Annotated in this window: 19 protein-coding genes and 2 pseudogenes; 10 read left to right on the forward strand and 11 right to left on the reverse strand. The window is 71.5% G+C overall.

Annotated elements, in window-relative coordinates:
• Positions 1 to 109: 109 nt before the first annotated feature.
• The 5 genes from ACWFR1_RS05220 to ACWFR1_RS05240 all read right to left on the reverse strand — a co-directional run bounded on the left by ACWFR1_RS05220 (position 110) and on the right by ACWFR1_RS05240 (position 4,942).
• Positions 110 to 805, reverse strand: a complete 696-nt coding sequence (locus tag ACWFR1_RS05220; protein WP_453546656.1) for a GntR family transcriptional regulator — start codon at positions 803 to 805, stop codon at positions 110 to 112.
• Between the two features lie 61 nt (positions 806 to 866).
• Positions 867 to 1,871 carry a proline racemase family protein gene (locus ACWFR1_RS05225; RefSeq protein WP_453546658.1) on the reverse strand — a complete coding sequence of 335 codons (1,005 nt, stop codon included), beginning with the start codon at positions 1,869 to 1,871 and terminating at the stop codon, positions 867 to 869.
• A gap of 265 nt (positions 1,872 to 2,136) precedes the next feature.
• Positions 2,137 to 3,051 (reverse strand): dihydrodipicolinate synthase family protein, encoded by a 915-nt coding sequence (locus ACWFR1_RS05230; protein WP_453546660.1) that lies wholly within the window; start codon positions 3,049 to 3,051, stop codon positions 2,137 to 2,139.
• A 165-nt stretch (positions 3,052 to 3,216) separates the two neighbouring features.
• A complete protein-coding gene (locus tag ACWFR1_RS05235; RefSeq protein WP_453546662.1) occupies positions 3,217 to 4,101 on the reverse strand; it encodes a metallophosphoesterase family protein in 885 nt (294 codons plus the stop codon).
• 34 nt (positions 4,102 to 4,135) lie between these two features.
• The gene (locus tag ACWFR1_RS05240; protein ID WP_453546664.1) at positions 4,136 to 4,942 is read right to left on the reverse strand and encodes a putative protein N(5)-glutamine methyltransferase; all 807 of its coding nucleotides are present in this window, start codon (positions 4,940 to 4,942) and stop codon (positions 4,136 to 4,138) included.
• Positions 4,943 to 5,697: 755 nt separating this feature from the next.
• Between ACWFR1_RS05240 and ACWFR1_RS05245 the strand changes: the two genes are divergently transcribed.
• On the forward strand, positions 5,698 to 7,017 hold the full coding sequence (locus ACWFR1_RS05245) for a hypothetical protein (protein WP_453546666.1): 1,320 nt from the start codon (positions 5,698 to 5,700) through the stop codon (positions 7,015 to 7,017).
• Here the strand turns inward: ACWFR1_RS05245 and ACWFR1_RS05250 are convergent.
• A complete protein-coding gene (locus ACWFR1_RS05250) occupies positions 6,968 to 9,103 on the reverse strand; it encodes an ATP-binding protein (RefSeq protein WP_453546668.1) in 2,136 nt (711 codons plus the stop codon). The genes ACWFR1_RS05245 and ACWFR1_RS05250 overlap by 50 nt on opposite strands.
• A gap of 306 nt (positions 9,104 to 9,409) precedes the next feature.
• Positions 9,410 to 9,706 (reverse strand): hypothetical protein, encoded by a 297-nt coding sequence (locus ACWFR1_RS05255; RefSeq protein WP_453546670.1) that lies wholly within the window; start codon positions 9,704 to 9,706, stop codon positions 9,410 to 9,412.
• 296 nt (positions 9,707 to 10,002) lie between these two features.
• On the opposite strand from ACWFR1_RS05255, the pseudogene ACWFR1_RS05260 reads away from it, so the two are divergent.
• A pseudogene (locus ACWFR1_RS05260) lies at positions 10,003 to 10,671 on the forward strand (hypothetical protein); the annotation flags it as partial.
• A gap of 156 nt (positions 10,672 to 10,827) precedes the next feature.
• Here ACWFR1_RS05260 and ACWFR1_RS05265 read toward each other — a convergent pair.
• On the reverse strand, positions 10,828 to 11,478 hold the full coding sequence (locus ACWFR1_RS05265) for a fasciclin domain-containing protein (protein WP_453546672.1): 651 nt from the start codon (positions 11,476 to 11,478) through the stop codon (positions 10,828 to 10,830).
• Positions 11,479 to 11,575: 97 nt separating this feature from the next.
• Positions 11,576 to 13,162 carry a sulfite oxidase gene (locus ACWFR1_RS05270; RefSeq protein ID WP_453546675.1) on the reverse strand — a complete coding sequence of 529 codons (1,587 nt, stop codon included), beginning with the start codon at positions 13,160 to 13,162 and terminating at the stop codon, positions 11,576 to 11,578.
• A gap of 587 nt (positions 13,163 to 13,749) precedes the next feature.
• Between ACWFR1_RS05270 and sigK the strand changes: the two genes are divergently transcribed.
• The 8 genes from sigK (at position 13,750) to ACWFR1_RS05310 (ending at position 21,980) form a co-directional block, all read left to right on the forward strand.
• Positions 13,750 to 14,337, forward strand: a complete 588-nt coding sequence (sigK, locus tag ACWFR1_RS05275; RefSeq protein ID WP_453546887.1) for an ECF RNA polymerase sigma factor SigK — start codon at positions 13,750 to 13,752, stop codon at positions 14,335 to 14,337.
• Complete coding sequence (locus ACWFR1_RS05280) at positions 14,334 to 15,086, forward strand: anti-sigma factor (RefSeq protein ID WP_453546677.1); 753 nt, start codon at positions 14,334 to 14,336, stop codon at positions 15,084 to 15,086. Before sigK ends, ACWFR1_RS05280 begins: the two co-directional genes overlap by 4 nt.
• A gap of 157 nt (positions 15,087 to 15,243) precedes the next feature.
• Positions 15,244 to 16,503 (forward strand): NAD(P)/FAD-dependent oxidoreductase, encoded by a 1,260-nt coding sequence (locus ACWFR1_RS05285; protein ID WP_453546679.1) that lies wholly within the window; start codon positions 15,244 to 15,246, stop codon positions 16,501 to 16,503.
• Positions 16,497 to 17,246, forward strand: a complete 750-nt coding sequence (locus ACWFR1_RS05290) for a DUF1365 domain-containing protein (RefSeq protein ID WP_453546890.1) — start codon at positions 16,497 to 16,499, stop codon at positions 17,244 to 17,246. Before ACWFR1_RS05285 ends, ACWFR1_RS05290 begins: the two co-directional genes overlap by 7 nt.
• The gene (locus ACWFR1_RS05295; RefSeq protein ID WP_453546681.1) at positions 17,243 to 18,580 is read left to right on the forward strand and encodes a class I SAM-dependent methyltransferase; all 1,338 of its coding nucleotides are present in this window, start codon (positions 17,243 to 17,245) and stop codon (positions 18,578 to 18,580) included. Before ACWFR1_RS05290 ends, ACWFR1_RS05295 begins: the two co-directional genes overlap by 4 nt.
• Positions 18,577 to 19,863, forward strand: coding sequence for a class I SAM-dependent methyltransferase (locus ACWFR1_RS05300; protein ID WP_453546683.1), 1,287 nt, complete (start codon positions 18,577 to 18,579; stop codon positions 19,861 to 19,863). The genes ACWFR1_RS05295 and ACWFR1_RS05300 overlap by 4 nt, the downstream gene beginning before the upstream one ends.
• Positions 19,860 to 20,687 carry a DUF1295 domain-containing protein gene (locus tag ACWFR1_RS05305; RefSeq protein WP_453546685.1) on the forward strand — a complete coding sequence of 276 codons (828 nt, stop codon included), beginning with the start codon at positions 19,860 to 19,862 and terminating at the stop codon, positions 20,685 to 20,687. The genes ACWFR1_RS05300 and ACWFR1_RS05305 overlap by 4 nt, the downstream gene beginning before the upstream one ends.
• Before the next feature lie 351 nt (positions 20,688 to 21,038).
• Positions 21,039 to 21,980 carry a hypothetical protein gene (locus tag ACWFR1_RS05310; RefSeq protein ID WP_453546688.1) on the forward strand — a complete coding sequence of 314 codons (942 nt, stop codon included), beginning with the start codon at positions 21,039 to 21,041 and terminating at the stop codon, positions 21,978 to 21,980.
• Between the two features lie 268 nt (positions 21,981 to 22,248).
• Here the strand turns inward: ACWFR1_RS05310 and ACWFR1_RS05315 are convergent.
• Together ACWFR1_RS05315 and ACWFR1_RS05320 are read right to left on the reverse strand one after the other, a co-directional pair.
• Positions 22,249 to 22,686, reverse strand: a pseudogene (locus ACWFR1_RS05315) (DUF6325 family protein); the annotation flags it as partial.
• Between the two features lie 45 nt (positions 22,687 to 22,731).
• On the reverse strand, positions 22,732 to 23,226 hold the full coding sequence (locus ACWFR1_RS05320) for a potassium channel family protein (RefSeq protein WP_453546691.1): 495 nt from the start codon (positions 23,224 to 23,226) through the stop codon (positions 22,732 to 22,734).
• Positions 23,227 to 23,283: the final 57 nt, after the last annotated feature.

Raw genomic sequence — 23,283 nt, forward strand, 5'->3', positions numbered from 1 at the left:
TATAGACAGCCCGCACACTGTCCAGGTCGCTCGGACTGCCAGCAGGAGCAAGGGAGTTGGCGCTCTCTCCCCGCGCCTCGACGAACAGGATCCCGCCGCCGCGCCCTCCTTACGGGGCCGCTGTCCGCCCGGCCGGCTTGTCGTGGGCGTCGGCCCAGAGGGAGCGGACGTGGCGGAGGTGGCGGCTCATGCAGGCCTCGGCCTCGTGGACGTCACCGGCCAGCATCAGGTCGAGGAGTTCGAGGTGCTCCTCGGCGGAGGAGACCAGCTTGCCCGCCTCGTCCAGACCGGTCAGGCCGTAGAGGCGGGAGCGCTTGCGCAGCTCCCCGACGGTCTCGACCAGACGCTCGTTTCCGGACAGGGAGAGCAGGGCGAGATGGAAGCGGCGGTCGGCCTCCAGATAGCCGATGAGGTCGTGCTCGCGCGCGCGGGAGACGATCTCCTCGGCGACCGGGCGGAGTTCCTCCAGCTGCTCACGGGTGGCCGTCCGCGTGACCCGGCCGATGGTGGGGACCTCGATGAGGGTCCGCAGTTCGGTGAACTGGTCGAGGTCCCGTTCGCTGACCTCGGTGATGCGGAAGCCCTTGTTGCGTACGGGCTCGACCAGACCCTCCCGGGCCAGGTCGAGCATCGCCTCGCGGACCGGGGTCGCGGAGACGCCGAGGTCGGCGGCGAGTCCGGGGGCCGAGTAGACCTGCCCGGGGCGGAGTTCGCCGGCTATCAGGGCGGCCCGGAGGGCGTGCCCGACCTGGTCGCGGAGCCGCTCCTGCGCTCTCACGAGGCCGTACTGTTTCAGGTCACCCATCGTGCGCCCTCCGAGAAGTTACGGAGGGGCATCGTACAATGTCACGTTTCTCTGCCCGCCATCAGAGGAGGAACCCGGCGGGGAAGGGGTCGTCGGGGTCGAGGAAGTACTGCGCCGTGCCGGTGATCCAGGCGCGTCCGGTGACGGTCGGGACGACGGCCGGCACGCCGCCCACCTCGGTCTCGCCGACGAGCCGCCCGGTGAACTCCGTCCCGATGAAGGACTCGTTGACGAAGTCGGTGTCGAGCGGAAGTTCGCCTCTGGCGTGCAGCTGAGCCATGCGGGCGCTGGTCCCGGTGCCGCACGGGGAACGGTCGAACCAGCCCGGGTGGATGGCCATCGCGTGCCGCGAGCGGACGGCGTCCGAGCCGGGCGCGGCCAGGTAGACGTGCTTCACGCCGGCGAAGGCCGGGTCCAGGGGGTGCACGGGCCGGTCGGGGCCCGCGTTGATCGAGTCCATGACGGCGAGCCCGGCCGCGAGCAGCTCGTCCTTGTGGTCGCGGTCGAACGGCAGGCCCAGGGAGTCGAGTGCGACGAACGCGTAGAAGTTGCCGCCGTAGGCGAGGTCGTAGGTGACGGTCCCGAACCCGGGCACCTCCGTCTTGAGGTCGAGCCCGACGGAGAAGGCGGGCACGTTGGTGAGCGTGACCGCCTTCGCGGCGCCGTTCTCCACCTGGACGTCGACGCTGACGAGGCCGGCGGGGGTGTCGAGGCGGACGGTGGTGACGGGCTCGACGACCGGCACCATGCCCGTCTCGACGAGGACGGTGGCGACGCCGATGGTGCCGTGACCGCACATCGGCAGGAGACCGGACACCTCGATGTAGAGGACGCCGTAGTCGGCGTCGGGCCGGGTGGGCGGCTGGAGGATCGCGCCGCTCATCGCCGCGTGACCCCGCGGCTCGAACATCAGGAGCGTACGGAGGTGGTCCATGTGCTCGATGAAGTGCAGCCGGCGCTCGGCCATCGTGGCGCCGGGAACGACCCCGACACCACCGGTGATCACGCGCGTGGGCATGCCCTCGGTGTGCGAGTCGACGGCATGGAAGACATGACGCGTACGCATGGAGTCCCTTTCAGACGTACGAGTGGGTGGAGGTTCGCGGCGGGGGTGCGGCGCTCACGCGTGCGAGGTTCGCGGCGCGGGCACGGCGCTCACGCGTGCGAGGTTCGCGGCGCGGGTGGGGCGCTCACGCGCGGGAGGTTCGCGGCGGGGGTGGGGCGCTCACGCGCGGGAGGTTCGCGGCGGGGGTGGGGCGCTCACGCGCGGGAGGTTCGCGGCGGGGGTGGGGCGCTCACGCGCCCGGTCCTTCGCGGTGAGGTCACGGCGCTCACGCGTGCCCCTCGGCGAGGGCCTTCTCGGTCGCGGCGCGCACGACGGCGTCCTGCTCGGGTGTCAGCGGCGCACGGGGCGGCCGGGTGGCTCCCCCGTGGCGTCCGGCGAGGTCCATGGAGCGCTTGATCGCCTGGACGAACTCGACCTTGGAGTCCCAGCGCAGGAGCGGATGGAGCGCCGTGTAGAGCGGGAGCGCGGCGGCGAGGTCGCCGGCGACGGCGGCCCGGTAGAGCGTGGCGCAACTGCGGGGCAGGGCGTTGGGATAGCCGGCGATCCAGCCGACCGCACCCGCGACGGCCAGCTCCAGGAGGACGTCGTCGGCGCCGACCAGGAGGTCGAGATCCGGGGCGAGTTCGGCGATCTCGTACGCCCTGCGGACGTCACCGCTGAACTCCTTGACCGCGACGATGCTGCCGTCGCCGTGCAGACGCGCGAGCACGTCGGGCGTGAGGTCGACCTTGGTGTCGATCGGGTTGTTGTACGCGACGACGGGCAGGCCCGCGGCGGCGACCTCGGCGTAGTGGGCGCGTACGGCCCGCTCGTCGGCGCGGTAGGCGTTCGGCGGCAGGAGCAGGACCGAACCGGCACCGGCCTCGGCGGCCTGCTCGGCCCACCGCCGCGCCTCGGCGCTCCCGTACGCGGAGACACCGGGCATGACCCGCGCGCCGTCGCCGGCCGCCGCGATGGCGGTACGGACGACCTGGGCGCGCTCCGCGTCGGTGAGGGTCTGGTACTCGCCGAGGGAGCCGTTCGGGACGACACCGTCGCAGCCGTTGGCGATCAGCCAGGCCACATGCTCCGCGTACGCGTCGTGGTCGACGGAGAGGTCCTCGCGCAGGGGAAGGGCGGTGGCGACCATGATGCCGTGCCAGGGGTGGGCGCGGTGGTCCGGGGCATGCTCGTGGGCCATGAAAGAACTCCGCTCCCTGTAATGGTGTGTGACATTTTACGGATCCTCGGGACGGCCACAAGGGGGAAGCCAAGGCGACCGTTACGGACGGGTCCGGCACAAAAACGGAGAGGGAGGCAGGAGGACGAACCGACCAGACCCGCTACCGAACGACGACAAGTCCCCTCACGGGGCAGCGCGCGGTGCGAGAACCGGACGCGGCACGTCCCTGCGGTGGCCGGGCCGCTTCCACTCCCTCGGGTAGCCGACCGACACCTCCTCGAAGCGCACGCCGTCGTGCCAGGTGGTCCGGGGGATGTGGAGGTGGCCGTAGACGGCCACGGCGGTCTTGAACCGGCGGTGCCAGTCCGCCGTGCGTTCCGTCCCGCACCACTGGGCGAACTCCGGGTAGCGCAGGATCCTCGTGGGCTCGCGGAGCAGGGGCCAGTGGTTGACCAGCACGAGCGGGACGTCGGGGTCGCACTCCGCGAGGCGCCGCTCGGTGAGGGCCACCCGCGCCGCACACCAGTCCTCGCGGCCCGCGTACGGGTCGGGGTGCAGGAAGAACTCGTCGGTGCACACGACCCCCGCCTCGTAGGCCTGCGCGAGGGACTCCTCCTTGTCGGCGGCCGTCGGCGTACGGAAGGTGTAGTCGTACAGCAGGAAGAGGGGCGCGATCCGGACCGGGCCGCCGTCGCCCTCCCACAGCGCGTACGGATCCTCCGGGGTGAGCACGCCCAGGCCGCGGCAGACGTCCACCAGGTACTCGTACCGCTCGACGCCCCGCAGCTGGACCGGGTCCTCGTTCGGCGTCCACAGCTCGTGGTTGCCCGGGCTCCAGATCACCCGGGCGAACCTCTCGCTGAGCGTCCGCAGCGCCCAGGTGATCTGCTCGGCCATCTCCCCGACGTCACCGGCGACGATCAGCCAGTCGCCGTCCGAGGACGGGCGGAGCTCTTCGACGAGCCGCCTGTTCTCCTCGTGGGCGACATGGAGGTCGCTGATGGCGAGAAGCTGCGGGCGGCGATCGGACGTGCGATCGGACGGGCTACGTAATGCGTGACTCTCCATGGATGACGACCTCTCCCCCCTGTCCTTCTTTCCCTCAGCCGGCGTCGGGGCGGCTCGCGATGACGACGGTGGCGTCCAGTTCGTCGTCGGTGGCCACCCGCGCGAGCAGACCGGCACCGGTGACCGCGGCCACGGCCTCGTCGGCCTGGCGCTCGCTCGTCTCGAACAGCAGGACGCCGCCCGGGGCCAGCCACTCGGCCGCCTCGGAGACGACGCGCCGCAGGACCTCCAGACCGTCCGCACCACCGTCGAGCGCCACGCGTGCCTCGTGGTCGCGGGCCTCGGAGGGCAGCAGCTCGATCTCCACGGTGGGCACGTACGGAACGTTGGACAGCAGGACGTCCACGCGGCCCTTCAGCCCGGCGGGCAGCGGCGCGAAGAGGTCACCCTCGTAGACCTCGCCCCCGGCCCGGGTGACATTGCGCCGGGCGCAGCGGACGGCGGCCGGGTCGACGTCCGCCGCGTGCAGCTCGACCTGGTCCAGGGCCGCGGCGAGTGCGACCCCCAGCGCACCGGAGCCGCAGCACAGGTCGACGACGACGGCCCGCGTCGGAGGCGCGAGCTCCGCCGCCTGCTGGACGAGTGCCTCCGTACGCCTCCGGGGTACGAAGACCTCGGCGTCGACCTCGATGCGCAGGCCACAGAACTCCGCGTAGCCGACGACGTGCTCCAGCGGCAGACCGACGACACGTCGCTCGACCATCGCCTCCAGATCCGCGGCGTCACCGGCCGCGGACATGATCATCTGCGCCTCTTCCTCGGCGAAGACGCAGCCCGCGGTCCGGAGCCGGGAGACGATGGCGGATTCGGATGCGGAGTGGTCCAGCGAGGGAATCGACATGTAAGCCTTTCGGGCCGCGGAGCCCACCGCGGAGATCGAGGTGCGCCCGGCGCCGGGCAGGCGACCGAGGCGAGCAAATGCCTCAACATTATCCGACGGTCCCATCCGGCCCCTCGTCCAGCCCAGTTACGGCCGGCGGGACGCGCACTCGCCCCGCATGTACATACGCATGCACGGTTATGGTGATCCGCGACCGAGATCATGCTCGCCCAGGAGGTCACGAGTGGGGACAGCCGAACCCCTGCCGACACGGCCGATACGCGTACCGGTCGGGGAGGGATCCCATCGGTGGGCGAGTCGTGCCGCCCAGCGGCGGGTGCTGCTGGTCGTCCACAACGTGACCTCGGCCGGACGCCTGTCGGACCTGCTGCCGTTGTTCCACGACGACTTCCGCGTCCAGCTGCTGGTCACGTCGACGGGCTCCTCGGCGTTCCAGGGCGGGATCCGGGAGGTCTTCGCCGACCTGGAGCTTCCCGAGCTGCCGTGGGAGCAGGCACTCTCGACCCCGGTGGATCTCGCGATCTCCGCCAGCTTCGGCGGCGAACTGGCCGACTTGACGGGCAATTTGTCCGTAATCTCACACGGTGTCGGATACACTAAGAGACTGCACGAGCCACGAGCCACGAGCCACGAGCCACGAGCCACGAGCCACGAACCACGAACCACGAACCACGAACCACGAACCACGAACCACGAACCACGAGCCGACGTTCGGGCTGTCGCCGGAGTGGCTTCTGGTCGACGGCAAACCGTTCGTGGACGGTCTTGTCCTGTCCCACCCGGAACAACTGCAACGACTGACCCGGGTATGCGCCGAGGCGGTGCCCTCCGCCGTACTCGCCGGCGACCCCTCCTTCGACCGCATGCTCGCCGGACGTCCCTACCGGGACAGGTTCAGACGCGCCCTGGGGGTGCGGAGCGGGCAGCGGCTCGTCGTCCTGAACTCCACCTGGAACCCGGAGGGCCTCTTCGGCAGCGGCGGGGGCCAGGACATCCTGCCCGGCCTGCTTCCCCGGCTCGCCGCCGAGCTCCCCGCCGATGAGTACCGGCTGGCCGCCGTACTCCACCCGAACGTCTGGCACGGCCACGGCCCCGGCCAGATCAGGGCCTGGCTCGACCGGGCCCGGCGCGGCGGGCTGATCCTGATCGACCCCGTTCACGATTGGCGGCAGGCTCTCCTGGCCGCGGACCTCGTCCTCGGGGACTTCGGAGCGGTGACCTACTACGCCGCCGCCCTGGACACCCCGGTGCTGCTGGCGGCGGACGGCCGGGGAAGGCTCGACCCCGAGGCGCCGCTCGCGGAGTTCGCCCGGCAGGCCCCGCGGCTCGATCCGCACGCCCCTTTGCGCCCCCAGGTGGAGCGGGTCCTGAGTGCTCATCGTCCGGATGGCACGGCGGCGGAGTTCGTCACCTCGGCTCCGGGCCGGTCGGCCGCGCTGCTGCGCCGGCACTTCTACACGCTGATGGACCTGCCCGAGCCCGACGCGCCCGCGTCGCTGGAGCCGCTGCCCCTCCCGCCGTACAACCCCCCGAGGCTGACGGCCGCGCTGCACGTACGGACGCGCGTGAACGGATCGGAGGTGGCGATCGAACGCGCCACGGAACACCTGGCCGACCATGACGAGCCCACCGGAACCGTCGCCACCCACCTGGCCGTCCACGAGGACACCCGTCGCCCCGGAGACCTGGAACTGGCGGATGTGATCACGCGCGACGGGCCGCCGGACGACCCGCGCCTGGGCGGTGCCGACCGGTGGACTGCGGACGTACTGAGGCGGCATCCGCACTGCGCGGTGGCCGCGTACGTGACCGGGCCGGACACCTGCACCGTACGCACCCGGGATCACGGCACGTTCCGGCTGACCGGCGACACCGGCGCCGGCGCGGACGCGGATCCGGCGGCGTACGCGTCGTCGCTGTACGCCTGGCTGGCGCACGGCGGGACCGTCCCCGCGCGGGGCGTCACGCTCCGGGTGCGTACGGCCGGCGGCACGCACCCGGTCGCCGTCGACGCCGGCGCGGCCCCTACCGGACGTCCGCCTCGCAGCGCCGCCGCAGACCCGCCAGGTAGGTGAGGTGTGGGGTTGCGGCAGGACTGAGCAGGGCCTCCGCCCCGGCGATCCTCGTCAGCGCCGCCGTGTCGTCACCGCTGTCGTGAAGCGTCTCCGCGAGGTCCGTGAGCGCACGGGCCTGGTTGTACGCCTCCACCGGCCGCTCTCCACTCCCGGCGAAGAAGTCCACGGCGCTCTCCAGACGACGGCGGGACTCGTCCAGCCGTCCCAGGCCGCGCAGAGCCCGGCCCTGGTGTCGCTCGGCCAGCGCCAGGGCCCGCGGCAGGTCCGCCGCGCCCTCCTGGTCCGGGGCGATCCTCCGGTAGATGTGCTCGGCCTCGACGAAGCGCTCCAGGGCCTCCTCGTACAGCCAGCGGTTCAGGCTCAACAGTCCGAGCAGTTCCACGGACGACGCCTCGCCCCGTAGATGCCCGGCGGCCCGCTCGCACCTGACGGCTGCCCGCGCCGCGCGGTGCGCCTGCTCCCAGCGGCCCAGTTCGCCCAGACAGTGCGCCAGTTGGAAGTACAGCAGCCCGGTCGCCCGGGAGTCCACGCCGTTCTCCTCGGCGCACCGGGTCGCGTCACGCAGCGCGGGGAGCACCTCGTCCCAGTGCCCGGCCTTCAGCTGGAGCGGCCAGAGGGCGCGGGCCAGGCGCAACGCGGTGGTGACCTGCTGGTGCTCCTCGGCCACGGACACGGCTCGGACCACGTTGGCCACCTCGGCCGCCAACACCCCCACCGCGTCGGCCTCGTTGCGGTAAGCGCGCACGTCCCCCGGCACCTGCTCCGTCCGCCAGCTCTGCGGCAGGGCGGCGTGCGCGGCGCGCAGGACCCGGTCGAGGAGGGCGTCGAGCACCCGGGTCACGGCGTCGGAGCACTCCCGGACGCCGTACTCCGAGGCCGCCGTGTCGGCCAACTGGCGCCGGACCTCGGGCCGGAAGCGATAGCGCGAGCCGGGGAGATCCTCCACGAGCCCGACGTCCGCGGCCTCGGCGAGCAGCCGAGCCGCCCGCGCCTCGTCGTCGCCGAACCCCGCTGCGGCGGCGGCGAGTTCTGCGCTGATGGACGGCCAGCCGCCCAGCGCCGTGAGCCGGCAGAGCCGAACGGCCTCGGAACCGAGCCGGAGGGAAGCGTGCCGCACGGTGCCCCGCACCGGATGCTGCCGCCCCTCCTCGTCCCCTCGCTCCTGAGCGACGGCCTCCCCGGCCAGGAGCCGCGCCTCGGTGTGAAGGGCGTACGCGTTGCCCTGGCAGCGGGCGAGCAGTCCGGGCAGGCGCGCGGCGACCCGCGCTGAGTTCTCGGACCCCGCCACCTCCCTCACGAGCTTCTTCGCGTACCGGTCGGTCAAGGGCGGCACGGCGACGCGCTCCGCCTCCAGAAGGAGGGGCGGGCCGGACACGACCACGAGCAGGAAGACATCGGGGGTGGCCGGTACGAGGGCGCGGACCTGGGCCAGCGAGGTGACGTGGTCGATCACCACCAGCGCCTTGCGCCCCACGGTGAGCCGCCGGTAGAGCCGTTCCCGCCCCGACTCGGTGGAGGGCATCCGCTCGGGGTCCACGTCCATCTCGCGCAACAGCCGCAGCAGCACGGCGGCCGGCTCCGGCCCGTTCTCCGCGCCCGTGTCGCGCAGGTCGACGTAGAACTGCCCGTCGGGAAACCGGTCACGGCTCTCGGCCCCGAACCGGAGGGCCACGGACGTCGTACCACTCCCGGGATCCCCGGAGAGCAAGGAGACCCGAGGCCGCCCGTCCCACGACCGGTCAGCCTCGCGCGTCAACTGCTTCAGGGCCTTCTGCCGGTTGGTGAACGCCCGGGGCGCGGGAGGCATCCCGCCACCGGACGGCGCCGGGAGCTGCTCCGGACCGCTCTCCATGAGGACCGCCCACTCACCGGCCTGCCGGGGATCCCGACTCAGCCGCGCGTACACCCGCCCCGCCAGCGCCTGTCTGTCCTCCGTACCGGCCGGCAACGGCGTCTCCCGCCCGAGGGCCCGCCGCACCAGGGCCCCCGTCGACAGCGTCATCTGCTTGCCGATCTCCCCCGCGGCCCCGTTCCCCACACCCAGCAGGAACGTGGTGAGCGCACTGAGCGCCACAACCTCCAACACGCCGACCCCTCCCCCTGATTCCCAATCCGCCTCTGGCCGGACTGTATCGCCGCGACTCCGGATCAAGAAAACACCCAGAACTCCACAACTCCCCTTCCTGGCGCGATACATGCACCAGGAACATGGACATCACCACAGCGAGAGCCGATCGAGTTCGTCAGGTCGGGTTGATCGAACGCAAGCCACGGCCGTTGATCGGCGCTCGTCGACGGGCTGGGGCTGAGAACATCGGCCGTGGGCGGCAATCGGTCAAGTTCCTGTTGGGGCGAGCCAACACGCCCTAGCCGTCTGCCTGATGGCCCCGGGTCAGTAGTCGAACGCGTCGAGATGCCGGCGCAGCAGATCACCGATGTCTTCGCGGTCCCCCTCGGCCGGCAGCGGCGAAGGGGTGTCCTCGCCGTTCACCATGGCGAGGCTGTTGGCGAAGCGCACGAGGTCGGGCGCCGGGGCGAACGAGTCGCGCAGCCAGACGGCGAAGGCGCCGGCTTCGTCCGCGGTGACGTCGGTGAGGGTGACGTAGGCGTAGTCGGGCTCGGCGATGGCCGCGGTGCCGTCCGGCCACACGTCCGGCGCCAGCTCGATCTCGAAGTCCAGCACCGTCATTTCCTGTTCTCTGGGGACGTACCGCGTTGCGCCGGGCGTAGCGGGGGATCGTGCTCATGCGGCCCGCCGCACTGGGCGACGGCCGCCCCTTCGCGGGGTCCCGCTCAGGCGCCCTTCTTCCCCGGCCCCAGGGTCGCGACGACCCTACGGCCCACGGGGCGATAGGCATCCGGCATCCCGGCCCCGCGAGTGCAATCCTTCGTCGCGGCAGCTCCGAATGGAGAGTGAAAGGGATGACATATCCGGACGCGAACCGGCCCCGCGCCGGCGAGTCCCCCGGAAGGGGATGCATCGCGATGACAACCAGGCACTCAACCCGTCTCACCACCCTCGTGGCCCTGCCCGCCGCCCTGGGGCTCGCCATGGCAGCCCCGGCCCTCGCCCAGGACGGAGACAGCGGGGGTTCGCAGACCGGGCAGGCCCAGAGCTACCAGGTCGAGCTGCGTCAGCTGAACGACTCCGGTGCCCGTGGAACCGCGCAGCTCAGCCTGGACGGCCGCCAGCTCACCGTGAAGATCAACGCTCAGGGTCTGGTCCCCGGCCAGCCGCATGCCCAGCACATCCACGGCTCCACCAGCGGACACGACTTCACCTGCCCCGACGCCGGCGCGGACAAGAACGGCGACGGCGTCGTCACCACCACCGAGGGACTGCCCGCCTACGGGGACATCAACATCTCCCTGACCACCAAGGGCGACACGACCAAGGCCAGCGGACTGGCCGTCGACCGGATGCCGGTCGCGGACAAGAACGGCAACCTGTCCTACTCGCGGACGATCACCGTCTCCCAGGCCGTCGCCGACAACATCACCCGCCTGCACGTCGTTCAGCACGGCATCGACCCCAACGGCAACGGCATGTACGACTTCGGCAAGGGCAAGAGCGAACTCGACCCCAAGCTGCCCCAGGAAGCCACCGCCCCCGCCACCTGCGGCACCATCGAAGGCCACGGCAGCGGTTCCATGCACAAGTAGTCGGCCATCGGTCACGGACCCGGCCCTGCCCGTCGACCAGAAGCGAGTAGAGCCGGTGGTCCGCGTCCCTCGCGGTGAGAGTGGTGAGGGACGTGGGCCACCGGCCGCTGGGCGTTCAGGGGGAAAGGGCCGGTGTGCGCTCGCCGGCTACTTGGGCATGAGGACGGTGTCGACGATGTAGACGTTCGCGTTGGCGGTCTTGACGTTGCCGCAGACGACCTTCGAGGTGTCGTTGACCGTGTACGCCTCGCCGGAACCGGCGGTGGTGATCATGCCCTTCTGGAGGGTCTCGAAGGAGCCGTTCTCCAGCTGCTTCGGGGTGAGCTTCTGGCCGACGACGTGGTAGGTGAGGATCTTGGTGAGCGTGTCCTTGTCGGCGAGGACCTTGTCGAGGTCGGCCTTCGGGATCTTGGCGAAGGCGTCGTTGGTCGGCGCGAAGACCGTGATGTTCTCGGCGTTGTTGAGGGTGTCGACCAGGCCGGCCTTCTTCACCGCGGTGACCAGGGTGGACAGCGCCGGGTTGTTGGAGGCGGCGGTGGCGACCGGGTCCTTGGCCATGCCGTCGAACGAACCGGCGCCCTCCTTGGGCACCCCGGCACAGGCCGGGCCGAAGGGCTGGTCCATGGCCGTCGCGTCCTCGCCGGGGGCCTCGCTCGCCGTGCTCGGGTCGGCGGGGGCCGCGCTGGGCGCGGCCGCTTCGGTCTTGCTGTCGGAGTCCGAGCAGGCCGCGAGCGAGAAGGGGAGGACGGCGGCGGCGGCCACGGCGATCGCGCCACGGCGCATGCGCAGGGTGTTCATCTCTGTTGCTCCTATGGAGAGTTGTGAGTTGTGTTTTCTGTACGGAATGGCGTTGTGGTGTTCGGTGTTCTCCGGGCCCGCGGGGCAGCCCGGTGGTCTAGGTGACGGTGACGAAGACGCTGTGCCGGCCGCTCGCCCCGTCGGGGACCGTGCGTGTGCGCACTTCGGTCTGGACTCGGCCGGTGCCATCGGTGGCGCGGACGGTGAGGGTGTGTCCGCCCGGGGCGGCCTTCCAGCGGTAGGACCACTGGCGCCAGGTGTCGACGGTGTCCTGAACCGCGAGGTCGGCGTCCTGCCAGGGGCCGTCGTCGACGCGTACCTCGACGCGGGTGATGCCCCGGCGCTGGGCCCAGGCGACGCCGGCGACCGTGACGGTGCCGGCGGTGGGCCGGGCGAAGGGCTTGGGGGTGTCGATGCGGGACTGGGTCTTGATCGGGGCCTTGCGGGCCCACTTGCGCTTGACCCAGTAGGCGTCGTAGGCGTCGAAGGTGGTGAGCTCGATGTCCTCGATCCACTTGCAGGCGGAGACGTATCCGTAGAGACCGGGGACGAGCATGCGGACGGGGAAGCCGTGCTCGAACGGCAGGGGTTCGCCGTTCATGCCGAAGGCGAGCATCGCGTCCCGGCCGTCCATGACGTCCTCGACCGGCGACCCCAGCGTCATGCCGTCCACCGAACGCGCCACCAGCTGATCGGCCTTGCCGCCCTGTGAGGGAGACCGCACCCCACATTCGGCCAGCAGGTCCGCCAGGCGTACGCCGAGCCAGCGGGCGTGGCCGACGTACGGGCCGCCTACCTCGTTCGAGACGCAGGTCAGCGTGATGTCCCGTTCGATCAGGGGGCGCGCGAGGAGGTCTTCGAGCGTGTACGTGCGGGGGCGCGTGACGCCCTTGCCGTGGATCCGCAGCCTCCAGGTGTCCGCGTCGACCTTGGGTACGACGAGGGCGGTGTCGACGCGGTAGAAGTCACGGTTGGGGGTGGTGAACGCGCTGATCCCGGGCACCTTGAGCTGTGCTCCGGCCGGAACCGGGGGTGCCGGCGACGCCGGTGAGGGCAGGGCGAGGCTGTTGCGGGAGGTGACCGCTCCCTGCCCGCGCCGCTGCGACAGCACCCGGCCCAGTACACCCGCTCCGGTGGCAGCGGCGGCGGTCACGGCCGCGGTGGTCAGGAACCCCCGTCGGCTCCACCCGCCCCCGGTGCCCTCGGTACCGGCCGAGGAGCCGACGGAGGTGGCTTTCCCCGCCAGGAGGTACAGCACGGCGGCTCCCGCCACCGCGCCGACCACGGACGGCAGGGCGTCTGCGACGCCCGCGGTGTCGGGCCTGCTCAGGGCGGCGGCGGCCCCGACGATCCCGAAGAGCAGGACTCCGGCCGCCCCCAGGCGCCTGTGACGGAGCGCCAGGACGCCCAGGGTCATCGCGAACAGGGCGAGCAGGACCAGGATGCCCAGTTGCAGGACGACCTTGTCGTTCTCGCCGAACGTCCGGATCGCGAAGTCCTTGACCGGCGCGGGTGTCCGGTCGATGACGGCGCCGCCCACCACCGTCACCGGCCCCGCCTCGGGCCGGACCAGGGCGGCGGTCAGTTCGGCCACGGCGAGCGCGGTGAACCCGGCCAGCAGGCCGGCCAGTGCCCCGAGAGAGGCCCGGGTGAGGGTGTCGCGGAAGGTGCTCACGGGGGGCATTCGGCGGCACCCGCCCGGCGGATTGGTCCGTCACCCGAAAGATTGACGACGGCCACCCGAAGCGAGCCGAAAGCGAGCGGTAGGCAAGCGGAAGGTGAGCGGAAGCGGACCTGCGGGCGGCTGTGCCGACAGCCGCCCGCGGCCGACCCGTCCGGAGTCCCGGCTCTGCGTGCACGAGGTACGGATGCGCCTCGCGCCCGCGACTACGGACGGGTCACCGGTCCGCGCCACCCCGGATACGGCGCTGGACCGGAACCTGACAGGCCCGTCGGCTGGGCCAGGCGCCACCCTGTTCACCCCGCTCACCCCGCTCACCCGGCTCACCCGGCTCACCCGGCTCACCCGGCTCACCCGGCTCACCCGGCTCACCCGGCCGAGCGAACCGGCCAACGCCCAGGTGACGAAACACCCGCCCATCCGCACATCCATCCGCTACGAAGACTGTGCAAAGACCCCTGCGATCTACGGCCCGGCTGCCGGTGTGACGGCCTGCCCCTTCCACGACCAAGGACGCGTATGCGATGGACACGGACCCACCGGCCGGCCCCCGGCCACTTCAGCTGGTCGCCACAGCCGGAGCCCGGCCGGTGAACCAGCCGCTCCCCTTCGGTCCCCCTGGCCAGACCGGTCGCAGCGATCTGACCGAGGTCATGCAAAGGGTCGCCCGCGGTGACAAGCAGGCCTTCTCCGCCCTCTACGACGCTCTCGCCCCCCTGGTGTTCGGGATCACGACGAGGGTCGTCCGCGACCGGGCCCAGTCCGAGGAGGTCACCCAGGAGGTCATGATCGACCTGTGGCGGCAGGCCGCCCGCTACCGCCCCGAGACCGGCAGCGTGACGACCTGGGCCGCGACGATCGCCCATCGGCGTGCCGTGGACCGCGTCCGCTCCGCGCAGGCCGCCACCGACCGCGAACAGGCCCAGGCCGCTCGCGAGCACTCCCCCGCGTACGACGAGGTCGCCGAACAGGTGCAGACCCGTCTCGAGAGCGAGCAGGTCCGCCGCTGCCTGCGCGGACTCACCGAACTGCAGCGCCAGGCGGTGACCCTGGCCTACTACCAGGGACTGACCTACCGTGAGGTCGCGGAATCCCTGCGCACGCCTCTTCCCACCATCAAGACACGCATGCGCGACGGGCTGATCCGGCTTCGCGACTGCATGGGGGTGACCACGTGAAACAGCACCACTCCGACATCCACTCCTTCGCGGCCGCCTACGCCCTCCACGCCCTGGACCGGGCCGAGCGGGAGGCGTTCGACGACCACCTCCGGCACTGCGACGACTGCCGGAAGGAAGTGGCGGAGTTCGAAGCGACCGCGGCACGGCTTGCCTCCGCTGTGGCCCAAGACCTGCCGGCCGCCATGAAGCAGCGAACGATCAGCGCCGTCGACGGCGTACGCCAACTGCCCCCACGGGTACCTGTCTCCACGTCGGCGACGAGCCTCACCGGTGGCCTGCGCCGCAGGGCCGTACCTCTCGCGCTCGCCGCCAGTCTGGCCGCCGCCGCGTCGTTCGGCGGCCTCGCCCTCTGGCAGCACCGGGAAAACGTGGACTCCCAGCAGCAGGCCCGCCAGGTCCAGGAGCAACTGGACGCCGTCAGTGCCGTGCTGGCCGCTCCGGACTCCCGTACCGCGCACGGGCGTGCCACCAACGGAGCGCTCACCACCGTCGTCACGTCCGACCGCCAGAACCAGGCCGTCTTCACCGCCACCGGCCTGCCCGCCCCGGAGCCGGGCACGACGTACCAACTGTGGCTGGCCCACGACGGCGCCATGCGCCCGGCCGGCTTCATCCACGCGGACGGCACCGTTCTCATGGACGGCAGTCCCTCCGGCGCCACCGCGGTCGGTCTCACCGTCGAACCCGCCGAAGGGTCCTCACAGCCCACCTCCGCCCCCCTGCTCCTGATGGACCTGCCCGCCTGACCACACGCCTCACCCCCGCAACTCCGTTCCTTCTCGCCCCTTACGTTCCACCGCGACCGACCACGCGACTCTCTCGACCCATCCACCCGGCCCTCGGCTGCGAAGTACGGGTGAAGCAGCCGCGCCCAGCGGCGTGTCGAGTGGCGGGAGCACTGTGGTGGAACACCGGAAAGTTGCCGTGGTGGGTGCCGGGGTGGCGGGCCTCACCGCCGCCTACGTCCTGGCGTCCTCGTACGAGGTCACCCTCTACGAGGCCGACGGGCGGCTGGGTGGCCATGCCCACACCCATGACCTCCCGGGCCCCGGCGGTCGGACGGTGGCGGTGGACTCGGGGTTCATCGTGCACAACGAGCGCACCTACCCCACGCTGCTGCGTCTCTTCCGCGAGCTCGGGATCACCACGCAGGACGCCGAGATGAGCATGTCGGTGCGTTGCGACGGCTGCGGCCTTGAATACGCGGGCGCACGCGGCGGCCGGGGGCTGTTCACCGGACGGGCGGCTCTGCGGCCCCGCTATCTGCGGCTGCTGACCGAGGTCCCGGCCTTCCACCGCGGGGCGCGACGCCTCCTGGCCGAGCGGCCGTCCTCACCTGTCACGCTGGGAGAGTTCCTGCGCGGGGGCGGCTTCTCCCCGTACTTCGTCAGCCATTTCGCCCTCCCCCTGGTGTCCGCGGTGTGGTCCTGCCCGGCACGGACCGCCCTGTCGTATCCGGCCGCCTACCTGTTCACCTTCCTGCGGCACCACGGTCTGCTCTCGATCACGGGCTCCCCGCAGTGGAAGACGGTGACGGGAGGATCGGGCGCGTACGTCTCCGCCGTTGTCAAGCAATTGCAGCGCGTACGTACCTCCAGCCCGGTCGACGCCGTCCAGCGCACCGGACGGGGGGCTCTGGTCACCACCCGCGACGGAGGTACCGATGCCTACGACGCCGTGGTGATCGCCACCCATCCCGATCAGGCGCTCCGTCTGCTCGCCGATCCCACCGCCGATGAGAAGCGGCTCCTGGGCGCGTTCACCTACTCGCGCAACACCACCCTGCTGCACACCGACACCGGCGTCCTGCCCCGCTCGCCACGGTCACGGGCGAGCTGGAACTACCACCTGACCGGCTGTGACCCCACGGCGGAACCCGCCCGGGTCAGCTACGACATGCGGCGCCTGCAGCGACTGCCCGCGGCGGCCGGCTACGTCGTGTCGCTCGGCGGCGAGGACCGCGTCGCCCCGGACCGGGTCGTGGAACGGATGGTCTACGAGCACCCGGTGTACACCCCCGCGTCGGTGTCGGCCCAGAAGGAACTCCCGCGCCTGAACACGGGCGTGACCGCGTTCGCCGGAGCCTGGCACGGATGGGGTTTCCATGAGGACGGCTGTCGCTCCGGCGTGAGCGCCGCCCGGTCGCTGGGGGTGCGCTGGTGACCGTCACCGGGGCGCCCGCCGCGGCGCTGTACGAATGCGTCGTCGCCCATGCCCGCACAGCGCCACTGCGTCACACGTTCAGGCACCGCACCTACCTGTGGTACGTCGACCTCGACCGACTGCCGGTCCTGCCCTTCCTCCTGCGCCCCCTCGCACGGTTCGCCCCGCGTGACCACTTCACGGGGCGCGCGGAGTCCATCCGGGCCGGCCTGGAGGCGTTCCTCGCGGCCCACGACATCGATCTGGGCGGCGGACGGGTGCTGATGCTCGCGCACGCCCGTGTGCTCGGCTACGTCTTCAACCCGCTCAGCGTGTACTGGTGCCACGACGCCTCAGGGGCCCTGGTCTGCGTGGTGGCGGAAGTCCACAACACCTACGGGCAGCGCCACTGCTACCTGTTGCGCACCGACAGCGCCGGACTCGCCCAGGTGGACAAGGAGTTCTACGTCTCGCCGTTCTTCCCGGTCGCCGGCCGCTACCGGATGAGGCTGCCCCTCCCCGGCGAGCGCCTCGGGCTGACGGTGCACCTTGACATCGGGGACGGTCGGCCCTTCACGGCGACCGTCCGGGGCCGCCGTCGGCCCGCGACCGCTCGCGCCCTCCTGGCCGCCGCCGCGCGCAGGCCGGGATCGACCGCCGCCGTGTGGGCCGGAATCCGCCGCCACGGCATCCAGCTGTTCCTGCGCGGCCTGCCCGTGCACCCCCGACCTCACCACACGCCGCAGAAAGGCATGGTCCCGTGACCCGCCCCACCACCACCGCACCCGACCGTTCGCCGACGACAGCCGGCCGTTCCCCGGTGATCTCCCGGCCGACGCGCGTGGCATGTTCTCCCCGCCTGCCGTCCAGCCGCCACGAGGTGGACAGTGCGCGCTGGCCGGACGTGGCCGGGCTGCCGTCGGCCCGGCCGGGCCACACCGCCGTCGCCCGACTCCTCGTGGGCCGCGCCCTGCGCAAGCTGTCCCTGGTCGACCCCACCGGAGGCAGGAATCCCGGCGCCGGTGGCGCGCCGAGGATGACTCTTCACGATCCTGACGCCTTCTACCGCCGGATCGCCCGGGACGGTCTCATCGGATTCGGCGAGTCCTACATGGCCGGTGAATGGGACAGTGACGACCTGGCGGGAGTACTGACCGTGCTCGCCGCGCACGCCGACGAGCTGGTGCCGGCCCCCCTGCGCCGGCTGCGCCCGCTGTGGGCGTCCGCCCGCCCCCGCAGCGATCGCAACACCCCGCACGGCGCCCGACGGAACGTCCAGCGGCACTACGACCTGTCGAACGACCTGTTCGCCACGTTCCTGGACCCCGGCCTCACGTACTCCTCGGCGGTCTTCACCGCCTTCCCGGCCCGCTTCGAATCCCTCACGGCAGCCCAGCACCGCAAGATCGACCGGCTCCTGGACCTCGCCGAGGTCCACGACGGCACGCGGCTCCTGGAGATCGGCACCGGCTGGGGCGAGCTGGCCTTGCGTGCCGCCGTCCGCGGCGCCCGCGTGACCACCCTGACCCTCTCCACCGAGCAGGCCCGACTCGCCCGTGCCCGGATCCGATCCGCCGGCCTCGCCGACCGTGTCGACGTGCAGGTGCGCGACTACCGGGACGTCGAAGGCCACTACGACGCCGTGGTCAGCGTGGAGATGATCGAGGCGGTCGGTGCCGAGTACTGGCCCTCGTACTTCGCCGCGCTGCGAGGCGCCCTCGCGCCCGGGGGCAGGATCGCCCTGCAGGCCATCACCATGGGCCACCGGCAGATGCTCGACACCGCCGCCACCCACACCTGGATCAGCAAGTACGTCTTCCCCGGCGGGCTGATCCCCTCCCGCGAGGCCATCGCCGAGCACTCCGGCGCGGCCGGGCTGCGCACCGTCGCGGACAACGGCTACGGCGACCACTACGCGGAAACCCTGCGCCTGTGGCGGGAACGGTTCACCACACACCGGGAAACCGTGACGGACCTCGGCTTCGACGCCGTCTTCCACCGCATGTGGGAGCTCTACCTCGCCTACTCCGAAGCCGGGTTCCGCTCCCGCTACCTCGACGTCCGCCAGATCCTCCTCACCGAAGGGACTCCCCGATGAGGCCCGCCGCCGACCGTCTCGCCGATCTGCTGAACCTCTTCACCGCCGGCCCGCCGCCCGTACGCCTGCGGGCCTGGGACGGCAGCGAGACCGGCCCCGCCGACGCGCCGCTGGTCGTGCTCCGCTCGCCCGCGGCTCTGCGCCGCCTGCTGTGGCAGCCGAACGAACTGGGCCTGGCGGAGGCGTACATCACCGGTGACCTCGACGTCGAGGGCGATCTCGCCACAGCGCTCTCGCAGGCGGGCCGGGCCGTCCGCGACCAGGGCCTGAGCCGGCCGGGGCCGGCCGCGCTGGCGGCCGCCGTCGGCCTCGCCGCGGGGCTGGGCGCGGCCGGGCCGCCTCCCCGCCGACCGGACGGGCGGGCCCGGCTGACCGGTCGTCTCCACAGTGCTTCCCGGGACCGGGCCGCGATCAGCCATCACTACGACGTGTCCAACGACTTCTACGCGCTGCTGCTCGACGAGTCGATGGCCTACTCGTGCGCCTACTGGAAGCGGACCGCCGGCCCCGCGTACGGCCTGGCCGACGCTCAGAAGGACAAGCTGGAGCTGATCTGCCGCAAACTGGGACTGCGTCCCGGCAGCCGACTCCTCGACGTCGGCTGCGGCTGGGGATCCCTGGCCGTGCACGCCGCCCGGCACCACCAGGTGCGGGTCACGGCGGTCACGCTGTCCCGGGAGCAGCGCGACTTCGTCGCCGCGAGGGCCGTGCGCGAGGGCGTGGCCGACCTGGTGGAGGTGCAGCTGCGGCACTGGCGCCACATCGACGGCGGCGGCTACGACGCGGCCACCGCCGTGGAGATGGGCGAGCACGTCGGCGACAGCGAGTACCCCGCCTTCGCCGCCCTACTGCACGACGCTCTGCGTCCCGCGGGACGGCTGCTCATCCAGCAGATGTCACGCGGCGCCGACGCACCGGGCGGCGGCGCGTTCATCGAGACGTACATCGCGCCGGACATGCACATGCGGCCCGTCGGCCGGACCGCGGACCTGCTGGAGGCGGCCGGCCTTGAGGTCCGCTTCGTCGAGTCCCTGCGCGAGCACTACGCGGCCACCATCGACGCCTGGCGCGTACGCCTCGAAGACCACTGGCCCAAGGTCGAGGACCTCGTCGGAGAGACCACCGGCCGTGTCTGGCGCCTCTACCTGGCCGGTGCGTCCCTGGCCTTCTCCGAGCGCCGCATGGGCGTCGACCAGATCCTCTCCGTCCGTCCCACCCGTGAGGGCGGTTCCGCCGTGCCCGCGACCCCCGCCGCCTGGTACGCGGCGGCGGAGCTGTCGTGAACGGCCTCGTGTGGGGGCCGCCGGTCTCCGTCCTCGTGACCACCGCGGCCGTGGCGGTGGGGGTGCTGCTCGTCACGTTCGCGATCGCCGTGCGACGGGGCCTGCACCGGATCGTCGACATCGCCTGGGGCATCGCCTTCAGCGCCGTCGCCACCGTCACCTGGCTGCTCTCCGCGGGGGAGGGCGACGACGCCCGGCGCCTGCTGGTGGCCGCGGCGACCATCGTCTGGGGACTGCGGCTGTCGGCACACATCGCCCGCCGCTCGCGGGGGCACGGTGAGGACCCGCGGTACGCCGAGCTTCTCGGGAAGGCCCGCGGAAGCCGCACCTGGTACGCGCTGCGCACCGTCTACCTCCTCCAGGCCGCCTTGGTCTGGCTGATCTCCCTGCCCGTCCAGACGGCCTCCTACAGCACCGAGCCCCTGGGATGGCTCGATGCCGCAGGGCTGACCGTATGGCTGGTGGGGCTCGGCTTCGAGGCCGTGGGCGACCACCAGCTGGCCCGCTTCAAGAGCGATCCGGCCAACCGGGGCCGGGTCATGGACCGCGGGCTGTGGTCATGGACCCGCCACCCGAACTACTTCGGCGACAGCCTCGTCTGGTGGGGCCTGTTCCTCCTCGCCTGCACCAGCGGGCAGGCTGCTCTGGCCAGCCTGGTCTCCCCGGTCGTCATGACCCTGCTGCTCACGGTGGGCAGCGGGAAGCGCCTCCTCGAACGCCACATGGCCGACCGCCCCGGATACGACGACTACGCCGCCCGGACCAGCGGCTTCCTCCCCCTGCCGCCCCGCCGACACCCCAACGATCCGAAGCGGAGGTGGTGAGACGTGCCGCCGACACCACGCTCCCACGACACGGACAGCCGGCCCCTGGGATCACGGATGGGGTCGAAGGGGAGTATGTGCTGGTCACCCCGGAGGCGCTACTTCCCGCTCCCCGCCGCCCTGAACGGAACAGTCCAACGGCACTCCGACCTCGAAGCATCGACCTTCCGTCGGTGCTGCTCCATCCGGGATCGGCGGACTCGCCCTTCCCACGCGACGCGGCACTCCGTTCGATAGAATCGCTCACAGACGTTCGACTCCGTCGGAAGCACGACCAACGCCGGGGTGCCGAGAGGCTTCGGTACCCCCTCGCGACTGGAGCGTCGTATGCCGTACCGTCCAGCGTCCGGCGTGACGCGAACGGCCGTCGCGGTCGTCTTCGTGACGGCCCTGGCCACCGCACCGCCCACTCCCGCGCAGGCCTTCACCGGTGGCAACCACGAGGACATCACACGGGCCGCCCTGCCCTGGGAACCGGTCACGCTCTCCGCGATGGCGGATGCCAAGGACGGGGCGGTCAACGCCAACGACCACGGCGGGTACTTCCTGATCGGCCCCCTGCACTGCGACAACGCCGACTACCTCGCCCCACGCCGCGTCCAGCACTATCCCCGCAGCCGGGACGAGGCCACCACCGAGCTGCTCGCCTGCATCCGCACCTCCGTCGCCCGCTTCCGGAACGCGATCCGGGCGGCCGACGGCCTCGTGGACGCGCACGGCAGGGTCCGGGCCGATCAGAGCGACCTCTCCTCCCCTTGCACGTGGAAGGAGACCTCCGACCGTGCCAAGTGCGACGTGCTGGAACAACTCGGCCGCGGCTGGCACCAGCTCCAGGACTTCCACACCCACTCGAACTGGTCCGACCGGCCGGCCCCCGGCCCGGTCGGCCTCGACAACCCGCCCGGGCTCGCACGTACCGATGCCGTCCCCTTCTTCGCCATCGGCCGCTACAGCCGCATGGAGGACGCCGAGTGGACCAGGGAGGCACGAGACCTCGTTCCCGAGGAGCTCACGACCGGCTGCTACTCCGACTTCGACTCCACCGGCGTCAAGTCCGCCGACTGCGCCGGACGTGTAACGCACAACCGTCACCTGAACAAGGACACCGCCGCCTCCCACCGCTCGAGGACCGGAGACAACTTCGCCCGTGCCGTTTCCGGAGCCACGGCCGAGACCGCCCGTCAGTGGAACGACTTCAAGGCCGAACTGCGCAGGACCTATCCGGACGACCGGCGCGGCGAGCAGATGATCTGCGCCCTCGTCCACGACGACCCGGCTGCAACCTGCCCCTGAGCGAGAGCTCAACCCGTGAGCTGGTACAGACAAGCAGCATGGGGGCGTCCCTGTTCTGTGTCGTGCTCCGGCCGAATGCGCTCAGGTCGCGAGGACTTTGGCCTTGGCCTGTGCGAACTCGGCACCCATGATCGCGCCACCGTCCTCGAGTTCGGCTGCAGCTGGTCACGAAGCGGGAATCCTGCTCTTCTGAGCCGCGAACTCTTCCTCGGTCAGGACAGCTTGGCTGATGTCGACTGGATCGGGTCCGCCTGATGCGTCCGCGGGGTCAGGCGGCGGCTGCGTCGCCCGCCGCGGTCTCCGCGGCGTCGAGCGAGGCCAGAAGGGCTTGCACCGGGATGCGCCCGCTTGCCACGAGTTGCGCCCCTCCGCGCCGCAGTGCCTGTGCGAGGGGAGCGGCCCAGAGGTTCTCGTACACCAGGATGCCGGCCGAGTTGCCCGACTCAAGGGCCATCCCCGCCTCTTCGATGTCGTCCTGGCCCAGGAGTCCTGATGACGCTCCCTCGAACACGGTCAGGTCGAGTTCACCGTCAGCGTCCAGGTCCTTCAGTTCCAGACCGTCGACCCTTCCGTCGGTGTCCTTCCGGACGAACAGAAGGTCCAGAATGCGCATGATTCCTCTGTCCACCAGGTCGAGAAGCAAGGGGAATCCCTCACCTGTCATGCGGTTGCCCGGGAACTCGATGACCAGGAAGTCGACCGGTCCCGGTCCCTCGTACGTCGAGGCCGGCGAGTACGTATCGCCTCGCGGTCATGGGGCAGGTGGCCTGCTGTCGTCGGGGTCGATCGACTGGCCACGATGTTGCAGGCCTCGCTGGACTGCGTGGGCCAGGAGCCGGGCAGCCACGCCGAGCAGCAACAGGTTCAGTGTGATCTGTCCCGTGGTCAGCAGTCGGGCCGGCTGGCTGCGTGCGGTGATGTCGCCGAATCCGACGGTGCTGAACACGGTCATGGCGAAGTACAGCGCGTCGGTGCGCGAAAGCGGTTCGCTGAAGCTGCCTGGCGCGCTGTGCTCCAGCAGGACGCACGCGGTGGCGAACAACAGGACGAAGAGCGGCACGGTGATCGCCATGGCCTCCATGGCCCTCAGCCCTGGCCACGGCGACAGCGTGATGGTGTGGATCTGCCAGGCCAGGAGCACCGCCACGGCTGCGATACCGCCGACGAGCACGAGGACGGTGGTGGGCGTGAAGGCGGAGTCCATGGGCAGCAGGTAGTACGCCACCATGAGGAGTGCTGCCGTCACCAGCGAGCGCATGCAGGAGAGCACGACCTGTCGGCGATGACGACCCCGGTTTCCGAT

The organism is Streptomyces sp. NPDC055103, assembly GCF_053607625.1.

Excerpts from the sequence above, each read along its gene's own strand:
- ACWFR1_RS05220 (WP_453546656.1), bottom strand. The coding sequence starts at position 805 with ATGGGTGACCTGAAACAGTACGGCCTCGTGAGAGCGCAGGAGCGGCTC.
- ACWFR1_RS05225 (WP_453546658.1), bottom strand. The coding sequence starts at position 1,871 with ATGCGTACGCGTCATGTCTTCCATGCCGTCGACTCGCACACCGAGGGC.
- ACWFR1_RS05230 (WP_453546660.1), bottom strand. The coding sequence starts at position 3,051 with ATGGCCCACGAGCATGCCCCGGACCACCGCGCCCACCCCTGGCACGGC.
- ACWFR1_RS05235 (WP_453546662.1), bottom strand. The coding sequence starts at position 4,101 with ATGGAGAGTCACGCATTACGTAGCCCGTCCGATCGCACGTCCGATCGC.
- ACWFR1_RS05240 (WP_453546664.1), bottom strand. The coding sequence starts at position 4,942 with ATGTCGATTCCCTCGCTGGACCACTCCGCATCCGAATCCGCCATCGTC.
- ACWFR1_RS05255 (WP_453546670.1), bottom strand. The coding sequence starts at position 9,706 with ATGACGGTGCTGGACTTCGAGATCGAGCTGGCGCCGGACGTGTGGCCG.
- ACWFR1_RS05265 (WP_453546672.1), bottom strand. The coding sequence starts at position 11,478 with ATGAACACCCTGCGCATGCGCCGTGGCGCGATCGCCGTGGCCGCCGCC.
- ACWFR1_RS05270 (WP_453546675.1), bottom strand. The coding sequence starts at position 13,162 with ATGCCCCCCGTGAGCACCTTCCGCGACACCCTCACCCGGGCCTCTCTC.
- ACWFR1_RS05300 (WP_453546683.1), top strand. The coding sequence starts at position 18,577 with ATGAGGCCCGCCGCCGACCGTCTCGCCGATCTGCTGAACCTCTTCACC.